The sequence below is a fragment of the Saccharopolyspora aridisoli genome (assembly GCF_004348445.1).
In the GTDB taxonomy this organism is placed as follows: domain Bacteria; phylum Actinomycetota; class Actinomycetes; order Mycobacteriales; family Pseudonocardiaceae; genus Saccharopolyspora; species Saccharopolyspora aridisoli.
In genome coordinates, this window is record NZ_SMKV01000003.1 from 213349 (window position 1) to 230007 (window position 16659).

A 16659-nucleotide genomic window follows, 5' to 3' on the forward strand; every position below is an offset into this window, starting at 1 on the left:
AGCGATCTCAAAGGTAGCGTTCGCTGGTGACGGGCCGTTCTTCTTCTGCACGTCCGAACGCGGCCCGTCCGGGAGGCCCTGATCGTGGCTGTTGGCTGGAGCGGACGTTCACACGTCCACCTTGGTCGCGGAGGGGGTCGGTGCCCGGCCCTCGCGTGGCGTCGGTGGACCGGACGGTCCAGCGGGAGCACGACGGGGGCAGGCCCGGCCCACCGACGAGCGGGCGTGCTCGGCACGTCCGCGAGGGAGTAGCCGTGACCGCACGACGTTCCCAGCCTCAGGCGCACGAAGCCGTCCGCAGCGACGCGCCCGCGCCCACCGCACCTGGCGGTGACTCCGAGGTCCGCACCTACGTCCTGGACACTTCGGTCCTGCTGTCCGACCCGTGGGCGATGGCCCGGTTCGCCGAGCACGACGTGGTGCTCCCGGTGGTGGTCATCTCCGAGCTGGAGGGGAAGCGCCACCACCCCGAACTCGGCTGGTTCGCCCGCGAGGCGCTGCGCGTGCTCGACGATCTCCGGATCAAGCACGGCAGATTGGACCACCCGGTGCTGGTCAACCCTGAGGGCGGCAACGTCCACGTGGAGTTGAACCACTCCGACCCGTCGGTGCTCCCGCCGGGTTTCCGCACGGACTCCAACGACTCCCGCATCCTGGCCTGCTCGCTCAACCTCGCCGCCGAAGGCCGTGAGGTCGTGCTGGTCACCAAGGACATGCCATTGCGGGTCAAGGCCGCGTCGGTGAACCTGGCCGCCGAGGAGTACCGCGCGCAGGACGTGGTGTCGTCGGGCTGGAGCGGCATGGCGGACATCGACGTCGGTTCGGACTCGGTGGACTCGCTGTTCAAGGACGGCGTCGCCGACCTGGAGGAGGCGCGGGACCTGCCGCCGAACACCGGTGTGCGGATGCTCGCCGGACAGCAGAGCGCACTGGGCCGGATCACCGCGGACAAGCAGGTCCGGCTGGTGCGCGGCGACCGCGAGGTCTTCGGGCTGCACGGTCGTTCGGCGGAGCAGCGGATCGCGCTGGAGCTGCTCATGGATCCCGAGATCGGGATCGTCTCGCTCGGCGGCCGAGCCGGTACCGGCAAGTCCGCGTTGGCGCTGTGCGCGGGCCTGGAATCGGTTCTGGAACGCCAGCAGCACCGCAAGGTCGTGGTGTTCCGGCCGGTCTACGCCGTCGGTGGGCAGGAGCTCGGTTACCTGCCGGGCTCCGAGGGCGAGAAGATGGCGCCCTGGGCGCAGGCCGTCTTCGACACGCTCGGGGCTCACGCCAGCGAGAACGTGCTGGAAGAGATCATGGACCGCGGCATGCTCGAGGTGCTGCCGCTGACCCACATCCGCGGCCGCTCGCTGCACGACGCCTTCGTCATCGTCGACGAGGCCCAGTCGCTGGAGCGCAACGTGCTGCTGACGGTCCTGTCGCGGCTCGGCGCGAACTCGCGGGTGGTGCTCACCCACGACGTCGCGCAGCGGGACAACCTGCGGGTGGGCCGCCACGACGGTGTCGCGGCGGTCATCGAGAAGCTCAAGGGCCACCCGCTGTTCGCCCACGTGACCCTGACCCGATCGGAACGAAGCCCGATCGCCGCTCTGGTCACCGAGCTGCTGGAAGGCGACCACACGCCCTGACGCGGTCGTGGGGAGGACGCCTCCGGCGGGGGCGCCCTCCCCACGTCTCGCGGTCGGACCCCGCGCGGAGTCCGAGCCCGCAGATCCTCCGCGCGAGATCGTCACCAGCCCGACGGCAGCGGCCGGCCCTCGGCGAAGCCGGCGGCCGACTGGATGCCGACCAGGGCGCGCTCGTGGAACTCCTCGAGGGTGTGCGCGCCCGCGTAGGTGCAGGCCGAGCGGACACCCGAGGTGATCTGGTCCAGGAGGTCCTCCACGCCCGGGTTCTGCGGGTCGATGCGCATCCGCGAGCTGGAGATGCCCTCCTCGAACAGGCCCTTGCGAGCCTGGTCGTAAGGGCTGTCGGTGCGGGTCCGGGCCGACACGGCGCGCTTGGAGGCCATGCCGAAGGACTCCTTGTAGGCGCTGCCGTGCTCGTCGCGCTGCAGGTCACCGGGCGACTCGTAGGTCCCGGCGAACCACGATCCGACCATCACCGACGTGGCTCCGGCGGCCAGCGCCAGCGCCACGTCGCGCGGGTGGCGGACGCCGCCGTCGGCCCACACGTGCTTGCCCAGCCTGCGGGCTTCCGCGGCGCACTCGGCGACGGCGGAGAACTGCGGGCGGCCGACACCCGTCATCATCCGGGTCGTGCACATCGCGCCCGGCCCGACGCCGACCTTGATGACGTCGGCACCGGCCTCGACCAGGTCGCGCACGCCCTCGGCGGTGACCACGTTGCCGGCGACGACCGGAACGGTGGGGCTCGCGGAGCGGACGGCCCTGAGCGCGGCGATCATCTTCTCCTGGTGACCGTGCGCCGTGTCCACGACCAGCGTGTCCACCCCAGCCGCCAGCAGCGCTGACGCCTTGGCGGCGACGTCACCGTTCACGCCGATCGCGGCGGCCACGCGCAGGCGGCCATCGACGTCGAGAGCGGGGGTGTAGATGGCGGCGCGCAGGGCGCCCTTCTTCGTCATGATCCCGGCGAGCCGACCTTCGGCGTCGATGGCGATCGCGACGTTGCGGCCCTGCTTGTGCAGCTGCTCGAAGACCTCGCGCGAGTCCGTCTCCAGCGGCAGCACCACGGGGTGCGGGTCGGCGACCTCGCCGACCCGCGCGAAGCGGTCCACGCCGGTGCAGGCGGCTTCGTCGACGACGCCGAGCGGCTTGTCCTCGTCGTCGACCACCACCAGGGCGCCGTGCGCGCGCTTGGGCAGCAGGTTCAGTGCGTCGGCGACCGCGTCGTCGGTGTGCAACGCCAGCGGTGTGTCCCACAGCGGGTGCCTGGTCTTGACCCAGGACACGATCTCGGCGACCGCGCTCGGGTCGACGTCCTGCGGGAGGATCACCAGGCCACCGCGTCGCGCGACGGTCTCGGCCATGCGCCTGCCGGCCACGGCGGTCATGTTCGCGACCACGATCGGCAACGTCGCGCCGGTGCCGTCACAGGTCGCCAGGTCGACGTCGAAGCGCGACTCGACTCCGGAGCGCCGGGGCGCCAGGAAGACGTCGTCGTAGGTCAGGTCGGTGGAGGGCTGTTGCCCGTTCAAGAACTGCACGTCTCACGACGATACGTGCCCCGAGCAGCCGCCGTGCCCCGCTGCCGACCACCTGATCAAGCGACGTTCGAGGTTCAAAGCGGTGGTCGCCCCGGGCAGTGGCCGAACCGCCCGCATCGACGTCCTCTTCGCCGGGTCAGTTCAAGACCGGGCTGCCCGATGGCCTCAGGCGTCCTCGTCGGTGAGGGGTTCGAGGGACCTGTAGGCGTCGTAGTTGCGGAAGAAGCGGCTGTAGAGCTCGGAGCCGTCGTCGAAGGTGGCGTCTTCGAGGGGCCTGACCTCGACGACCTGCTTCATCTTCCAGGTGACCAGTTCGTGGTTCTCGTTCTGGTAGCTGGTCTCCTGCTGCTTGCCGCACTCCTTGGCCTTCTCGGCGGCCTCGTCCTCGGACTCGGCGGTGAGCAGGACGAACGACTCCTCGTAGAGGGGCTTGTGACCGGTCGCCTCGCTGGTGGCCTCCAGCAGGAGCACGGCGACGTAGTGGTCGCGTTCGACCGATGACGCGCGCTGCTGGAAATCACGCGGGTCGATGGTTCCCGGGCCGATGTCGATCGAACCAACGGCGTCGAAGTCCTCGCTGCTCATGCCACCAGGATCTCACCCGTCGCGGAGCATCCCGCGAACCGCCTCGATGGTGTCCGCCTCGGCCGCGTCCTTGTCCGGCCGGTAGCGCAGCACCCGGGCGAACCGCAGCGCGACCCCACCGGAATACCGGCTGCTGGTCTGCACCCCGTCGAGCTCGATCTCCACCACAAGCTCCGGGACGACGCGCACGGTCCAGTCGTCACCTCCGGTGGCCCGGCGCTGGAACTCGGCGGTCTGCCAGGCCAGCAGATCGTCGGTGAGGCCCTTGAAGGTCTTGCCGACCATGATCGGCGGGCCGCCGTCGGGATCGCGGGCGCCCAGGTGCAGGTTGGACAGGTAATCGCTGCGGCGACCGTGGCCCCACTCGGCGGCCAGGACGACCAGGTCGAGGGTGTGCTCGGGCTTGACCTTGCGCCACGCCTTGCCGCGCCGGCCCGCCGCGTACGGCGAGTCGAGGTCCTTGACCACCACGCCCTCGTGGCCGTGCGCCAACGCGTCGTCGAACAGCGCGGCGGCGTCCTCCGGGGTGGGGGACAGGACGCCCGGGATCCGGTGGGCGCCTGCGACCTGCTCCAACGCCTTCAGCCGGTCGGCCAGCGGCCGGTCGAGCAGGTCGGTCCCGTCCAGGTGCAGGCAGTCGAAGAAGTACGGGTGCAGCAGCTCGGCCCGCTGCTCCTGGGCGCCGAAGCGGGCCATCGTCTCCTGGAACGGGCGGGGACGTCCGGCGTCGTCGAGGGCCAGCGTCTCGCCGTCGAGCACCACCGAGCGGCAGTCCAGGCCCCGCACCAGCTCCACCAGCTCGGCGACGTTGCGGGTGATCTCGCGCAGCGTGCGGGTGTAGACGTGCACCTCATCGCCGTCGCGGTGCACCTGGATGCGGGCGCCGTCCAGCTTGTGCTCGACGCTGCACCCGCCGAGCTCGGCCAGCGCGGCGTCCAGTGTTCCCGCTGGTGAGGCCAGCATCGGGCGGATCGGGCGGCCCAGCTCCAGGTGGAACTCGTGGAGCGCGGACTCGCCGCCGCCGAGCGCGGCCACGGCGGTCTCGGAGAGCCTGCCGGAGAGCATGAACGCGCGCCGCACGGCTTCGGTGCTCACCTCGGCCGCCGCGGCGATGGCCTCGACCATCACGCCTTCCAACGCGCCCTGCCGGAGCTCACCGCCCAGCAGGCGCAGCAGGAACGACTGCTCCGCCTCGGTGGCCCTCCCGAGCAGCGCGCTCAGCGCGTCGGCTCGTCGTTGCCCTGATCCGGCGCCGCTGATCGTCCGCACTTCGCCGACCGCCGCTTCGACCTCGCCGATGGTCAACCGGGGGTCGGGCGCTGGTGAGACCTGCAACGCGGACAACGTCGACCAGCCGACCCCGGCCCGTCCGCCGGGGAGTTCGCCCGCCAGAAGCGCCGTCGCCGCGGCGACCTCCGCGGGTTCCAACCGCCGCAGCAGCGCGGCGATCGCCGATGTCTTCGCCTTGCGCGAGGACGTCGCCGCGACCTCCGCGGAGGCCGCGACGACGTCCGAGAGCAGCACCATGGGTCCATGGTGCGCACCACTCCGACAATTCGCGGGAGGGCCAGCGGCCAGTCAGCCGCCGTTGGCCATGCGGAGGACGTCCAGGGCTTCGTCGAGCTGCTCGACCGTGAGCTCGCCGGCCTCGACGTGACCGCGTTCGAGGACGACCTCGCGGATGGGCTTGCGCTCCTTGAGCGCCTGCTTGGCGACCGCTGCGGCCTCCTCGTAGCCGATGTAGCGGTTGAGGGGCGTGACGATCGCCGGCGAGCCCTCGGCGTAGGCGCGGGCCTGCTCGGTGTTGACCTGCACGTCGGCGAAGACCTTGTCGGCCAGCTGCCGCGACACCTCCGCCAGCAGTCGGGACGACTCCAGCACGTTGCGGGCGATGACCGGCAGCATCACGTTGAGCTGGAAGTTGCCCTGCGACCCGGCGAAGGCCACGGCCGCGTCGTTGCCGATGACCTGGGCGACGACCTGGAGCGTCGCCTCCGGGATCACCGGGTTGACCTTGCCCGGCATGATCGACGACCCGGGTTGCAGGTCTGGCAAGGCCAGTTCGCCGAGGCCGGTTCGAGGGCCCGAACCCAGCCAGCGCAGGTCGTTGGCGATCTTGGTGAGGCTGACCGCCACCGTGCGCAGGTGACCGGAGGTCTCCACCACGGAGTCCTGCGCGGCCTGCGCCTCGAAGTGGTCGCGGGCCTCGGTCAGCGGCAGACCGGTCACCCGGGCGAGCTCCTCGGCGACGGCACGGCCGAAGCCCTCCGGCGCGTTGAGCCCGGAGCCCACGGCGGTGCCGCCGATGGGCAGCTCACCCAGCCGGGGCAGGCCGGTCCGCAGCCGCTCGACGCCGTAGCGGACCTGCGCCGCCCACGCTCCCGCCTCCTGGGCGAGGGTGATCGGTACGGCGTCCATCAGGTGCGTACGGCCGGACTTGACGACCTCGGTCCACCCCGCGGCGCGGCCCTCGATCGTCGTGGCCAAGTGCTCCAGGGCCGGGATGACGTCTTCGAGCACGGCCTCCACGGCGGCGACGTGGATGGTCGTCGGGAACGTGTCGTTGGACGACTGCGAGGCGTTGACGTGGTCGTTCGGGTGCACGTCGCGGCCGAGAGCGCGGGTGGCCAGCGTCGCGATGACCTCGTTGGCGTTCATGTTCGACGACGTGCCGGAGCCGGTCTGGAAGACGTCGATCGGGAAGTGCTCGTCGTGCGTGCCCTCGGCGACCTCGTCGGCGGCGCGGGCGATGGCCTCGGCGACGTCGGCGTCGAGCACCCCCAACCGGCCGTTGACCCGGGCGGTCGCGGCTTTGAGCAGGCCGAGCGCGCGGATCTGCGCGCGCTCCAAGCCACGGCCGGAAATCGGGAAGTTCTCCACGGCCCGCTGCGTCTGCGCCCGGTAGAGGGCGTCCGCGGGCACCCGAACCTCGCCCATCGTGTCGTGTTCGATCCGGTACTGGGATTCAGCCATGTTCGAAGTGTCCCGCCGATCGGCCGGCGGGGTCAGCGTGGCACGCCCCACCGGCCGGGGCGTGCCCCAGGGAACGGCCCGATCTGGAACGATCTAGGTGGGTGATCTGACAGCCCGCTCCCGGAGGGCGGGAGCGGGCTTCGCAGAAGGGATCAGCCGATGGTGGAGGAGATCCAGTCCTTGTAGGCGGTGGCGTCGGTGTAGACCGAAGGAGCCGTGCCGCAGACCGGGACCGGGCTGCCGAGGCGGCTGGTCACGCCGGTGAGCTTCCAGTCGCCGGGGGTGCCCTCCAGCTGCGGGCCGCCGGAGTCGCCGAAGCAGGCGTTGGCCAGGAGCTCCTGGCTGGCGGTGCAGATCTCGGTGGGGCCGTCGATGGAGCTCAGCGTGCACTGCGAGTCGGGGGCGACCTGGGTCTCCAGCTCCTGCAGCTGTTCCGGCGGTTCGCCGCAGCCGCGCACAGGGCAGGTCACGCCCCAACCGATGATGCGCGACGGGGTTCCTCGGGCGCCGGAGGCGTCGGCGATGTCGACCGGCGTCTCGGACACCGCCTGGTCGAGCTTGAGCAGCGCGATGTCGCCGTTGGGGGTGTTGGTCTCGTAGTCCGGGTGCACGACGACCTCGGAAACACCTGCTTCGGTGCCTCCGCTGCTCCAGGTCGGGCTGCCGATCCGCAGGTCGAGGTCGGCCGGTGCCGCGTCGGCGACGCAGTGCGCCGCGGTGAGCACCCACTGCTCGTCGATCAGCGAGGCGCCGCAGCTGTGCGAACCCGAACGTTGCAGCGAGGACATCCATTCGTAGGGCTCGGTGGCGTCGTGACCGCCGACGATCAGCGCGCCCGGGTTGTCGATGGCCTGCGCCGCCGGCGCGAAACCGGCGCCGAGCGCGAGCGCTGCGACGCCGCTGAGCAGCGCGGATGATTTCTTCACAGAGATTCCCTCCCCGACGTGATCCCCTTCCCCCGGAAGTTAGGGGTGGGGTGCGGGACCAGGTACCGCCGCACGCCGCAGCGATCTGCGCTGATCGGCCCAGAATCGGAGGTGGGCGGACACATCGGCCGGAGCCGACTAGCCTGAGATTCGTATCACAGGGCCTGCGACGGGATGCCGAGATGGCGCACGAGGTCGATCTGCTGGTGGTGGGTGCCGGTCCGACGGGACTGTTCGCCGCCTATTACGCCGGGTTTCGCGGGATGTCGGTGGCGCTGGTCGACGCGCTGCCGGAGCCGGGTGGCCAGGTGACTGCGATGTACCCGGAGAAGATGATCTTCGATGTGGCGGGCTTCCCGGAGATCCGGGGACGCGACCTGATCGCCGCGCTGGTCGAGCAGGCCGAACAGTACGGCCCGCGCTACCTGCTCGGGCGTCCCGCCGTCTCGTTGTCCGATGTGGACGGCGGCTTGCTGGTCGACGTCGGCGAGGGCGAGGAGGTCCGGGCCGGGGCGGTGCTGGTCACGGTCGGCATCGGCGAGTTCACACCGAGACCTCTTCCGGCGGGAGGTGAGTGGATCGGCAAGGGCGTCGTGCACTTCATCCCCGAGCTGTCCGCGCACTCCGGGCACGACGTGGTCGTCGTCGGCGGCGGCGACTCGGCGTTCGACTGGGCGTTGGCGCTGCAACCGGTGGCCCGCAGCGTCACGCTGGTGCACCGGCGGACCCGCTTCCGCGCCCACGAGGGCCTGGTCGCCAAGGTCGAGCAGCTGGGCATTCCGCTGATCGTCCCGGCCGAGGTCGCCGAAATCCGCGGCGACGCGGCCGGTCTCATCGAGGTTGCCATCGACGTCGACGGGCAACGACGCGTACTGCCCGCGCAAACGGTCGTCGCGGCGCTGGGTTTCACCGCCGATCTCGGCCCGATCGAAGCCTGGGGACTGGACCTGGAGAAGCGCTCGATCCTGGTCGACACGACGATGCGCACCAGCCGCGCCCGCGTCTACGCCGCAGGTGATGTCGCCGCCTACCCGGGAAAGGTCAAGCTCATCGCCACCGGCTTCGGCGAAGCCGCCACGGCGGTCAACAACATCGCCGTCGAGCTCAACCCCGACGCCCACCTCTTCCCCGGCCACTCCTCGAACCTCAGTTGAGGGTTCGGCTCGTCCTGCGTGGCGGTGCGGGCGGCGGAACCTGAGATGCCCTCTGGACTCCGGGCGCCACTCCTGATGCGTGCCCGGCACGGCGTCCTGATGCGTGCCCGGCACGGCGTCGCGGCGTCCTCGCCAGACGACGTCTCAGAACCCGCGGCGGTGCCGTTCGGTCCTCACGGCTCGCGGCTTCGCCGCTCGCGAACCTCCTGAAAGCGCCCAAGGGTGGAAACGGCACCCGGGAACGATGTCCCGGGTGCCGCGTCAGGGGTGCTGAACGGGTCAGCTGCCGGTGTTCTGGTTGATCCAGTCGGCGAAGGCGGTCACGTCGGTGTAGATCGACGGGCCGGTGGCGCAGGTGGAGTCTCCGTTGCCGGAGCGGCTCGTGGCGCCGATCAGCTCCCAGCTGCCCTGGGTGCCCTTGATCTGCGGGCCGCCCGAGTCGCCGTAGCAGGCGCCGGAGTTGCCGCCCGGGTTGTCGGTGCAGATCTCGCCCGCGCCGTCGATGCCGGTGCAGCCGGCGTCGTCGACGACGCTGGTGTCGAGCTCCTGCAGGTTCGATGGAACTTCACCGCAGCCGGTCTCCGGGCAGGTCTGCCCCCAGCCGATGATGCGGCTCGGGGTGCCCGCGGCACCCGACTCGGCGGCGATCGAGATCGGGGCGGCGGACAGCTGCTTGTCCAGCTGGAGCACCGCGAGGTCGGCGCTGTCGTGCACCTGGGTCTTGGTCACGGCGGCTTCCTCGCCACCGGTGGTGTTGTCGTTGCTGCCCACGCGGACCGTGAAGTCACCGCCGCCCTGAACGCAGTGCGCGGCCGTCACCACCCAGTCCGGCTTGATCAGCGCGCCCCCGCAGATGTGGCTGCCCTGCTGCTGCAGCGAGACCATGAACGAGTAGGTCTCGGTCGCGTCGTGACCACCGATGATCATCGGGTCGACGTCGTCACCGGCGGCGACGGCGGGCATGCTCAGCGCGCCCACTGCGCTGACCGCGGCGACCGCGGAGATGAGAGCCGAACGAATGCGCATGTGTGTCGAATCCTCCGGGTACCCCGGCTCCGAAGGCCGGCTGGCCGCTGACGCTAACGGCGCCCCCGACCCCGGCGTACCGACGAAGGTCGTAGGGGCGAACCGAAAAGGCGGTGGCCCGCGGACAATCCGCAGGCCACCGCCTTGATCAAGATCGGTTCAGCCGGTTTTTCCCGGTTTCCCGATGAGGGCGACTACTCGCCGCTCTCACCCAGGTCCACGTTGGCGTACTCGCGCAGCTTGGCGAGCTTGTGCGAGGCGTCGACGACGCGCGTCGTCCCGGACTTCGACCGCATCACGATCGACTGCGTGGTGCACCGGTCGGCGCGGTAGTGCACGCCGCGCAGCAGCGCGCCGTCGGTGATGCCGGTCGCCACGAAGAACATGTTGTCGCCGCGCACCAAGTCCGAAGTGGTCAGCACCTGGTTCGGGTCGTGACCGGCTTCGCGCAGCTTCGCCCGCTCCTCGTCGTCGCGCGGCCACAACCGGCCCTGGATCTCACCGTCGAGGCACTTCAGCGCGCACGCGGTGATGATGCCCTCCGGAGTGCCGCCGATGCCCAGGAGCATGTCCACGCCGCTGTTCGGGCGGGCCGCCGCGATCGCGCCCGCCACGTCGCCGTCGGAGATGAACTGCACGCGAGCCCCGGACTCGCGGACCTCCTTGACCAGCTGCTCGTGCCGCGGCCGGTCCAGCACGCACACCGTCACGTCGGAGACGTCGACGTGCTTGGCCTTGGCGACCCGGCGGACGTTCTCCGAGATCGGGGCGCTGATGTCGATGACGCCCGCGGCTTCCGGGCCGACGGCCATCTTCTCCATGTAGAACACCGCGGACGGGTCGAACATGGTGCCGCGCTCGGACACCGCCAGCACCGCCAGCGCGTTCGGCATGCCCTTGCTGAGCAGCGTCGTACCGTCGATCGGGTCCACGGCGACGTCGACCTCCGGGCCTTCCCCGTTGCCGACCTCCTCGCCGTTGTAGAGCATCGGCGCTTCGTCCTTCTCGCCCTCGCCGATGACCACTGTTCCGCGCATCGACACGGTGCCGATGAGCTTGCGCATGGCGTCCACCGCGGCTCCGTCACCCGCGTTCTTGTCGCCGCGGCCGACCCAGCGGCCACCGGCCAACGCGGCTGCTTCGGTCACGCGGACGAGTTCCATCGCCAAGTTGCGATCGGGTGCTTCCGGGTGTCGTTGCGTCATCGCGCCCTCCCCGTTGTGAGGCATCGTCGGTACCGCCCGAGGCCGGCGGGAAAACGCCCCGCGCTCAGGCTTGTTGGCTGCGATCTTCCCAGATCATCGGGGTGCGGGGAGCACTCGCGTGGGGCAGCCCACTCCCTCTGCCCCTGCCCGCTGAGCTGCGGTGCTGCCGGTGAGAGCATGGGTGCCGTGGCTGAACCCCGCAACCAGCAACCGGCTCCGCCCCGCCCGCCGCGGACCATGTCGGCGATGCTCTTCGCCATCCTGCCGTTGGTGCTGGTCTCGTTCGGCGTCGCAGGCCTGTTCACGCAGTGCTCGTTCACCCCCACCGGCCCCACGGTCGACAACGGATCGGTGCCCACGGTGAACGTTCAGGCCGAGCTGCACGACGCCGCAGCGGGAGTGGACTTCCCGGTGGTCGATCCGAAGCTGCCCGGCAGCTGGCGGGCCAACTCCAGCAACAGCACGACGCTGCCCTCGCACACCGAGGTCGTCCGGGTCGGCTGGCTGACCGGCGACGCGCAGTACCTGCGCCTGGCCCAGTCCAACGCCGCCGAGGAGGAGCTGGTCGCCGGTGAGACGCGGCGAGCCCCGCAGGCGCTCGGAGCCGTCGAGGCAGGTGGTCGCCAGTGGGTCCGCTACCAGGGCGTTCGCGACGAGCAGGCGTGGGTGACCGAGCGCGACGGCGTCCGCCTGCTGATCACCGGCAACGCCCGCGAAGCGGAGTTCCGCACCTTGGCCGAAGCAGCCCTCACGGCCCCGCCGGTGCCCTGACGGCCACCAACCGCGGCCATCGGGTGCCCAAAACCGGGTCAGGCGTCGTCTTCGACCGCGGCGAGGGCGCGTTCGACGCGTTCGCGCGCACCGGCGAGGTGGCGTTCGCAGACCGCCGCCAGCGCTTCGCCCTTCTCCCAGAGGGCCAGCGAGTCCTCCAGGGACAGCCCGCCGGCCTCCAGCTGCTTGACGACCTCCGCCAGCTGATCGCGCGCGTCCTCGTAGCCGAGCTCGGCGACCTCCGGGTGCTCGGCGACCGGGTCGAAGTGCTCGTCCTGCTGGTTCTCGGTCACGGGGTGGGGCTCTCCACATTCGCTCGCACGGACACCACCGCGGTGGCGATCGCCTGGTCGTAGCCGACGAAGGCCTCGGCGAACTCCGCGCCGTCACCTTCGCGCACCGCGTCGTTGATGCGCAGCTGGGCCTCCGCGACCCTACGTCGGTGGGCCGACGCCGCCCACCAGGTGGGGCCCACGTGCTCCGAGGTCGCGTCGATCAAGGCTCGCAGCCTGCCGGGCAGGTCCTTGCGCTCGGCCGAATCGCACCCGCCTAGGAGCGCAACCCAGGTTCCCTCCGCCGTGACCTCGGCGGCCTCGGCGCAGCGCCGGACCTCGCCCGCCCGCTCGGCGCTGCGCGTCGCGCCCACGGTGAGGGGGAGGAACGAGGGCTCCTGCTTCGGGTGCACGTGGAATTCCTTGGTCAGTCCGGTACGACGGCGTGGACCGCGCCGTCGGCGACCCGCACCCGCAGCCGGGTGCCCGGCGGCGCGTCATCGACGGAGCGCAGCACCCCGTCGACCTCGTCGGTCTCCTCGATGCGCTGCACGATCGCGTATCCACGAGCCAGAGTGGCCGCAGGGCCCAGGGTCGTCAAGCGTGATCGTGTAGCGCTCAACGCGTGACCCTCGGTGGTGAGCACCGTGCTCATCGCCCGCCGGGAGCGTTCGCGCAGCATCGCGACCTGCTCGGAGCGCTGCTGCAGCGGGCGGTGCGGGTCGGCCAGCGCGGGCCGGCTGCGCAGCTGGTCGAGCAGCCTGCGCTCACGATCCACCCATCCGTGCAACGCCCGCCGAGCCCGGTCGCGAAGCTGCCGGATGCGCTGGCCCTCCTCGGCCACGTCGGGCACCACGCGCTTGCCCGCACCCGTCGGTGTGGAACAGCGCACATCGGCGACGTGGTCGAGCAGCGGTGAGTCCGGTTCGTGCCCGATCGCGCTGACCACCGGGGTCTTGCAGGCCGACACCGCTCGGCACAGCGTCTCGTCGGAGAACGGCAGCAGGTCCTCGACGCTGCCGCCGCCGCGCGCCAGCACGATCACGTCGACCTCGGGCATCCGGTCGAGCTCCTCGAGCGCGGGCAGGATCTGGGGCACCGCGCTGGTGCCCTGCACGGCGACGTTGCGGACCTCGAACTGCACGGCCGGCCAGCGCAGCTGCGCGTTGGTCAGCACGTCGTGCTCGGCGGCCGAGGCGCGGCCGGTGATCAGGCCGACCCGGTTGGGCAGGAACGGCAGCGGCCGCTTGCGCGCCGGGTCGAACAGGCCCTCGGCCTTGAGCAGCTGTCGGAGCCGTTCGATGCGGGCCAGCAGCTCGCCGATGCCGACGGCGCGGATCTCGTCGACCCGCAGGCTCAGCGTGCCGCGACCAACGAAGAAGGTCGGCTTGCCGTGCACCACGACCCGGCTGCCATCGGTCAGCGGCGGGTCCATCTTGCGCAGCAGCGACGACGAGCAGGTCAGGGTCAGCGACACGTCCGCGGAGGGGTCGCGGAGCGTCAGGAACGCCGTCTGCGCGCCGGACCGCATCGAGATCTGGGTGATCTGCCCTTCGACCCAGATCTGCCCGAGCCGGTTGATCCAGTCGGCGATCTTGCGGGCCACCGTCCGCACCGGCCACGGTTCCTCAGCACTGGTAGGCGAACTCAGCGTTCCTCCTCTTCTCGCGGTGTTTGTGCTTCCTGGTCATTCTGCTTGGCGCGGGTGGGCGAACCTGAGCGGCTCCGCGGACTCCGCGCGGCACTCCTCATGAGCATGTCGATGCGCGGCGTCGCGGCGTGCTCGGCACGAAGTACTCCCGACGGTGCCAACTGCTCAGTTGGTGGAGGAGGAAGCGACTTCGTCGCTCGTCTACTGCTCGCGCAGGCGGGTGAGGCGGTTGCTCAGCATCCGCAGGTGCTCCGGCCGTTGTTCGTTGCGCTCCTCGTGGGCGAGCAGTTCGGTGAGGTCGTCTTCGGTGTACGAGCGCAGGCGACCGCGCAGCTGGGGAAGGCTCAACGCGTCGTAGTCGGCGAGCAGCGCGTTCCCCTCGCCCTCGTGCTCGGTGACCACCTCCGGTTCCGGGACGATGTCCTCGTCGAAGGTCGCCCACGACGGTTCTTCCTCGGGCGTGCGCAGGACCGACAGCGCCTCATCGCCCTTGATCGCGAGTTCTGTGATGTGCTGCTGCACCCGCATCGACGCCTGCAACGCCTGGCTGGCGACGGTCACGGGCATGCCGAGGAGGGTGGCCGGGAGCGCGCGGGCCTGCTCGACGGCGGTCGCCGCGAGCCCCGCCGCGACCCGCACCGGGAGGGGGAACTCTGACATGCGCCCAGCCTGCCGCAGAAGTGGCCGCCAGACCATCGGGTCAAGGCCGGAATGTGACCGAGGACCGACGTTGGGTGGAACCGCGGTGGACCCCTCGATGGAGTGATGGTGCGCACCGACCGGAGGCGGAGCGGGCAGGCGCGGATCCGTACCCTTGACGGCATGACGACCACGCCTGAGGCCCGCGACCTCGAACCCGACCCCGTTGACGACGCCGGCCGGACCAAGCGGGTCCTGCTGGCCAAGCCCCGCGGGTACTGCGCAGGTGTCGACCGCGCAGTCATCACCGTCGAGAAGGCGCTGGAGACCTACGGCCCGCCGGTCTACGTCCGCAAGGAGATCGTGCACAACCGGCATGTCGTGGACACCCTGACCGAGCGCGGCGTGATCTTCGTGGACGAGACCGACGAGGTGCCCGAGGGCGCGCTCGTGGTGTTCTCCGCGCACGGCGTGTCCCCGGCGGTCCACCAGGAGGCCGAGGAGCGCAAGCTCCGCACGATCGACGCCACCTGCCCGCTGGTGACGAAGGTGCACAAGGAGGTCAACCGCTTCGCGCGCGACGACTACGACATCCTGCTGATCGGCCACGAGGGCCACGAGGAGGTCGAGGGCACCGCCGGTGAGGCGCCCGAGCGCGTGCAGCTGGTGGACAAGCCCGAGGACGTCGACAAGGTGCAGGTCCGCGACCCGAGCAGGGTCGTCTGGCTGTCGCAGACCACCCTCAGCGTCGACGAGACCATGGAGCGGGTGGACCAGCTCACCGAGAAGTTCCCGACGTTGCAGGCCCCGCCCAGCGACGACATCTGCTACGCCACCTCGAACCGCCAGCAGGCGGTCAAGGTGATGGCCCCGCAGTGCGACCTGGTGATCGTGGTGGGTTCGCAGAACTCCTCGAACTCCAAGCGGCTGGTCGAGGTCGCGCTGCAGGCCGGGGCGTCGGACTCGCACCTGGTCGACTACGCCTCGCAGATCGAGGACGCCTGGCTGGACGGGGTGACCACGGTCGGCGTCACCAGCGGCGCGTCGGTTCCGGACGTGCTGGTGCTGCAGGTCCTGGACCACCTCGCCGAGCGCGGCTGGGGCGACGTCGAAGAGGTCACGACCGCCAACGAGAAGGTCACCTTCGCGCTGCCCCGCGAGCTCCGCAAGGACCTCGACGAGAACAAGGACAACCCCAAGAGCGTCCGCTGAGCTGACCTCACGCGAGAGAGCCGCCCGGCTCCAGGACTCGGAGCCGGGCGGCTTCTTCGCTTCTCTACGGGCCGGGACGCCGGGGGCGGCCCCCCGGTGGTGGTTCCGGCGGGCGAGGCCGTCCTGGGCCGCCCTGGCGGGGCGGACGGGGGCCTCCAGCGCGCGGGTCGTTGGGGCGAGGACGTCCCGGCACGTCGCCGCGGCGCGGGGAGTCGCCCTTCGGGCGTCCCTGGGCCTCGCGCGGCCCGGTGCCCCGGGGCTCAGCGCGCCGGTCGCCACCGCGGCCGTCGTCGCGCGGCTTGCGCTGGTCGCCGCTGGGTTTGCGCTCCCGGTCCGAGGCCGGGCGCTTGCGCGGTGCCTCGTCCCGCGCGGACTTCCTGCGCGGCGGCGGAACGGGTCTGGCCTTCTTGGTCTTGGCGTCGGGGTCGACGCCGAGGTCGAAGTCGTCGTCGTCGGTCTCGACCTTCTGCGTGACGAACATCCGGAGCAGCCCGATGCCGAGCGCGACCGCGGTGGCTCCGGCCATGATCGGGAAGCTGGTGATCAGCGGGCGCGCGACCGACAGCGCCTTGCCCATGAAGCCCGCGCCCGAAGCGCTTCCCGATCCGGTGATGAGCACCAGCAGGGGCATCACGATGCCGAGAACGAGCGGTGGCTGCACCATCGGACCGAACACACTTCGCCGCTGCACCAGCAGCACCGCAGCCAGACAACCGAGGAAGAAGCAGGTCTTGAAGATGAAACCGGGCTGTTTCCAGATCAAGGTGTCCAGCACGGTGCCGATCGCGGTCGGGACGGCAGCCAGCAACACGGCGCCCCACAGCGGCACCCCGTTGGTGCTGAACGCTGAGCGCGCACCCCATTCGGGCGCGCCATTACCGGAAGTTGAAGCGCTCTGGCTCTCGCGGATCGCGGTCACGATCCCAACGGTAACGGTCCAGTACCCCACCGCGAGAGCCCTCTAGGGGAACGGGCGCATCACCCCACGTCGGGTGATGGTTTCGACACCACGCGGCGTGATCGTCACGTGATCATCGTGCAGCCGAATGGATGCCGTATCGCTCGGTCGAACG

The 16659-nt window shown here is 70.8% G+C and carries 16 protein-coding genes; 4 read left to right on the forward strand and 12 right to left on the reverse strand.

Annotation, left to right across the window (positions count from 1 at the left end; all coding sequences use genetic code 11):
• The first annotated feature begins 254 nt into the window (after positions 1-254).
• The gene (locus tag E1161_RS03780) at positions 255-1631 is read left to right on the forward strand and encodes a PhoH family protein (protein ID WP_132619564.1); all 1377 of its coding nucleotides are present in this window, start codon (positions 255-257) and stop codon (positions 1629-1631) included.
• Between the two features lie 101 nt (positions 1632-1732).
• On the opposite strand, the gene E1161_RS03785 is transcribed toward E1161_RS03780, so the two are convergent.
• The 5 genes from E1161_RS03785 to E1161_RS03805 form a co-directional block, all read right to left on the reverse strand.
• Positions 1733-3172 carry a GuaB1 family IMP dehydrogenase-related protein gene (locus E1161_RS03785; RefSeq protein WP_132619566.1) on the reverse strand — a complete coding sequence of 480 codons (1440 nt, stop codon included), beginning with the start codon at positions 3170-3172 and terminating at the stop codon, positions 1733-1735.
• A 165-nt stretch (positions 3173-3337) separates the two neighbouring features.
• The gene (locus E1161_RS03790) at positions 3338-3757 is read right to left on the reverse strand and encodes a DUF4288 domain-containing protein (protein ID WP_132619568.1); all 420 of its coding nucleotides are present in this window, start codon (positions 3755-3757) and stop codon (positions 3338-3340) included.
• Between the two features lie 12 nt (positions 3758-3769).
• Entirely contained in the window at positions 3770-5284 is a 1515-nt protein-coding gene (locus E1161_RS03795) for an ATP-dependent DNA ligase (RefSeq protein WP_132619570.1), read from the reverse strand.
• Positions 5285-5335: 51 nt separating this feature from the next.
• A complete protein-coding gene (locus tag E1161_RS03800) occupies positions 5336-6730 on the reverse strand; it encodes a class II fumarate hydratase (RefSeq protein WP_132619572.1) in 1395 nt (464 codons plus the stop codon).
• Positions 6731-6882: 152 nt separating this feature from the next.
• Positions 6883-7656, reverse strand: a complete 774-nt coding sequence (locus E1161_RS03805; protein ID WP_132619573.1) for a S1 family peptidase — start codon at positions 7654-7656, stop codon at positions 6883-6885.
• 182 nt (positions 7657-7838) lie between these two features.
• On the opposite strand from E1161_RS03805, the gene E1161_RS03810 reads away from it, so the two are divergent.
• Positions 7839-8810 (forward strand): NAD(P)/FAD-dependent oxidoreductase, encoded by a 972-nt coding sequence (locus tag E1161_RS03810; protein WP_132619575.1) that lies wholly within the window; start codon positions 7839-7841, stop codon positions 8808-8810.
• 279 nt (positions 8811-9089) lie between these two features.
• Here the strand turns inward: E1161_RS03810 and E1161_RS03815 are convergent, their stop codons facing one another.
• Both E1161_RS03815 and glpX read right to left on the reverse strand, forming a co-directional pair.
• A complete protein-coding gene (locus tag E1161_RS03815; protein ID WP_132619577.1) occupies positions 9090-9836 on the reverse strand; it encodes a S1 family peptidase in 747 nt (248 codons plus the stop codon).
• 194 nt (positions 9837-10030) lie between these two features.
• Positions 10031-11041, reverse strand: coding sequence for a class II fructose-bisphosphatase (gene glpX, locus E1161_RS03820; protein ID WP_235874761.1), 1011 nt, complete (start codon positions 11039-11041; stop codon positions 10031-10033).
• A 177-nt stretch (positions 11042-11218) separates the two neighbouring features.
• Here glpX and E1161_RS03825 point away from each other — a divergent pair, with 177 nt between their 5' ends.
• On the forward strand, positions 11219-11812 hold the full coding sequence (locus E1161_RS03825; RefSeq protein WP_132619579.1) for a DUF4245 domain-containing protein: 594 nt from the start codon (positions 11219-11221) through the stop codon (positions 11810-11812).
• 38 nt (positions 11813-11850) lie between these two features.
• Here E1161_RS03825 and E1161_RS03830 read toward each other — a convergent pair whose 3' ends face one another.
• The 4 genes from E1161_RS03830 to E1161_RS03845 form a co-directional block, all read right to left on the reverse strand.
• Entirely contained in the window at positions 11851-12105 is a 255-nt protein-coding gene (locus tag E1161_RS03830) for an exodeoxyribonuclease VII small subunit (RefSeq protein WP_132619581.1), read from the reverse strand.
• On the reverse strand, positions 12102-12497 hold the full coding sequence (locus E1161_RS03835) for a hypothetical protein (protein ID WP_132619583.1): 396 nt from the start codon (positions 12495-12497) through the stop codon (positions 12102-12104). The genes E1161_RS03830 and E1161_RS03835 overlap by 4 nt, the downstream gene beginning before the upstream one ends.
• Before the next feature lie 14 nt (positions 12498-12511).
• Positions 12512-13699, reverse strand: coding sequence for an exodeoxyribonuclease VII large subunit (gene xseA, locus E1161_RS03840; RefSeq protein WP_408011935.1), 1188 nt, complete (start codon positions 13697-13699; stop codon positions 12512-12514).
• A gap of 237 nt (positions 13700-13936) precedes the next feature.
• Entirely contained in the window at positions 13937-14395 is a 459-nt protein-coding gene (locus E1161_RS03845; RefSeq protein ID WP_132619587.1) for a lipid droplet-associated protein, read from the reverse strand.
• Positions 14396-14557: 162 nt separating this feature from the next.
• Here E1161_RS03845 and E1161_RS03850 point away from each other — a divergent pair, with 162 nt between their 5' ends.
• Positions 14558-15586, forward strand: a complete 1029-nt coding sequence (locus tag E1161_RS03850) for a 4-hydroxy-3-methylbut-2-enyl diphosphate reductase (protein ID WP_132619589.1) — start codon at positions 14558-14560, stop codon at positions 15584-15586.
• A gap of 64 nt (positions 15587-15650) precedes the next feature.
• Here E1161_RS03850 and E1161_RS03855 read toward each other — a convergent pair whose 3' ends face one another.
• Positions 15651-16505 carry a DUF6542 domain-containing protein gene (locus tag E1161_RS03855; protein ID WP_132619591.1) on the reverse strand — a complete coding sequence of 285 codons (855 nt, stop codon included), beginning with the start codon at positions 16503-16505 and terminating at the stop codon, positions 15651-15653.
• Positions 16506-16659 lie beyond the last annotated feature (154 nt).

Coding starts and splice junctions, on each gene's coding strand:
- E1161_RS03845 (WP_132619587.1), bottom strand. CDS start 14,395: ATGTCAGAGTTCCCCCTCCCGGTGCGGGTCGCGGCGGGGCTCGCGGCG.
- E1161_RS03850 (WP_132619589.1), top strand. CDS start 14,558: ATGACGACCACGCCTGAGGCCCGCGACCTCGAACCCGACCCCGTTGAC.
- E1161_RS03815 (WP_132619577.1), bottom strand. CDS start 9,836: ATGCGCATTCGTTCGGCTCTCATCTCCGCGGTCGCCGCGGTCAGCGCA.
- E1161_RS03800 (WP_132619572.1), bottom strand. CDS start 6,730: ATGGCTGAATCCCAGTACCGGATCGAACACGACACGATGGGCGAGGTT.
- E1161_RS03810 (WP_132619575.1), top strand. CDS start 7,839: ATGGCGCACGAGGTCGATCTGCTGGTGGTGGGTGCCGGTCCGACGGGA.
- E1161_RS03790 (WP_132619568.1), bottom strand. CDS start 3,757: ATGAGCAGCGAGGACTTCGACGCCGTTGGTTCGATCGACATCGGCCCG.
- E1161_RS03825 (WP_132619579.1), top strand. CDS start 11,219: ATGGGTGCCGTGGCTGAACCCCGCAACCAGCAACCGGCTCCGCCCCGC.
- E1161_RS03795 (WP_132619570.1), bottom strand. CDS start 5,284: ATGGTGCTGCTCTCGGACGTCGTCGCGGCCTCCGCGGAGGTCGCGGCG.
- glpX (WP_235874761.1), bottom strand. CDS start 11,041: ATGACGCAACGACACCCGGAAGCACCCGATCGCAACTTGGCGATGGAA.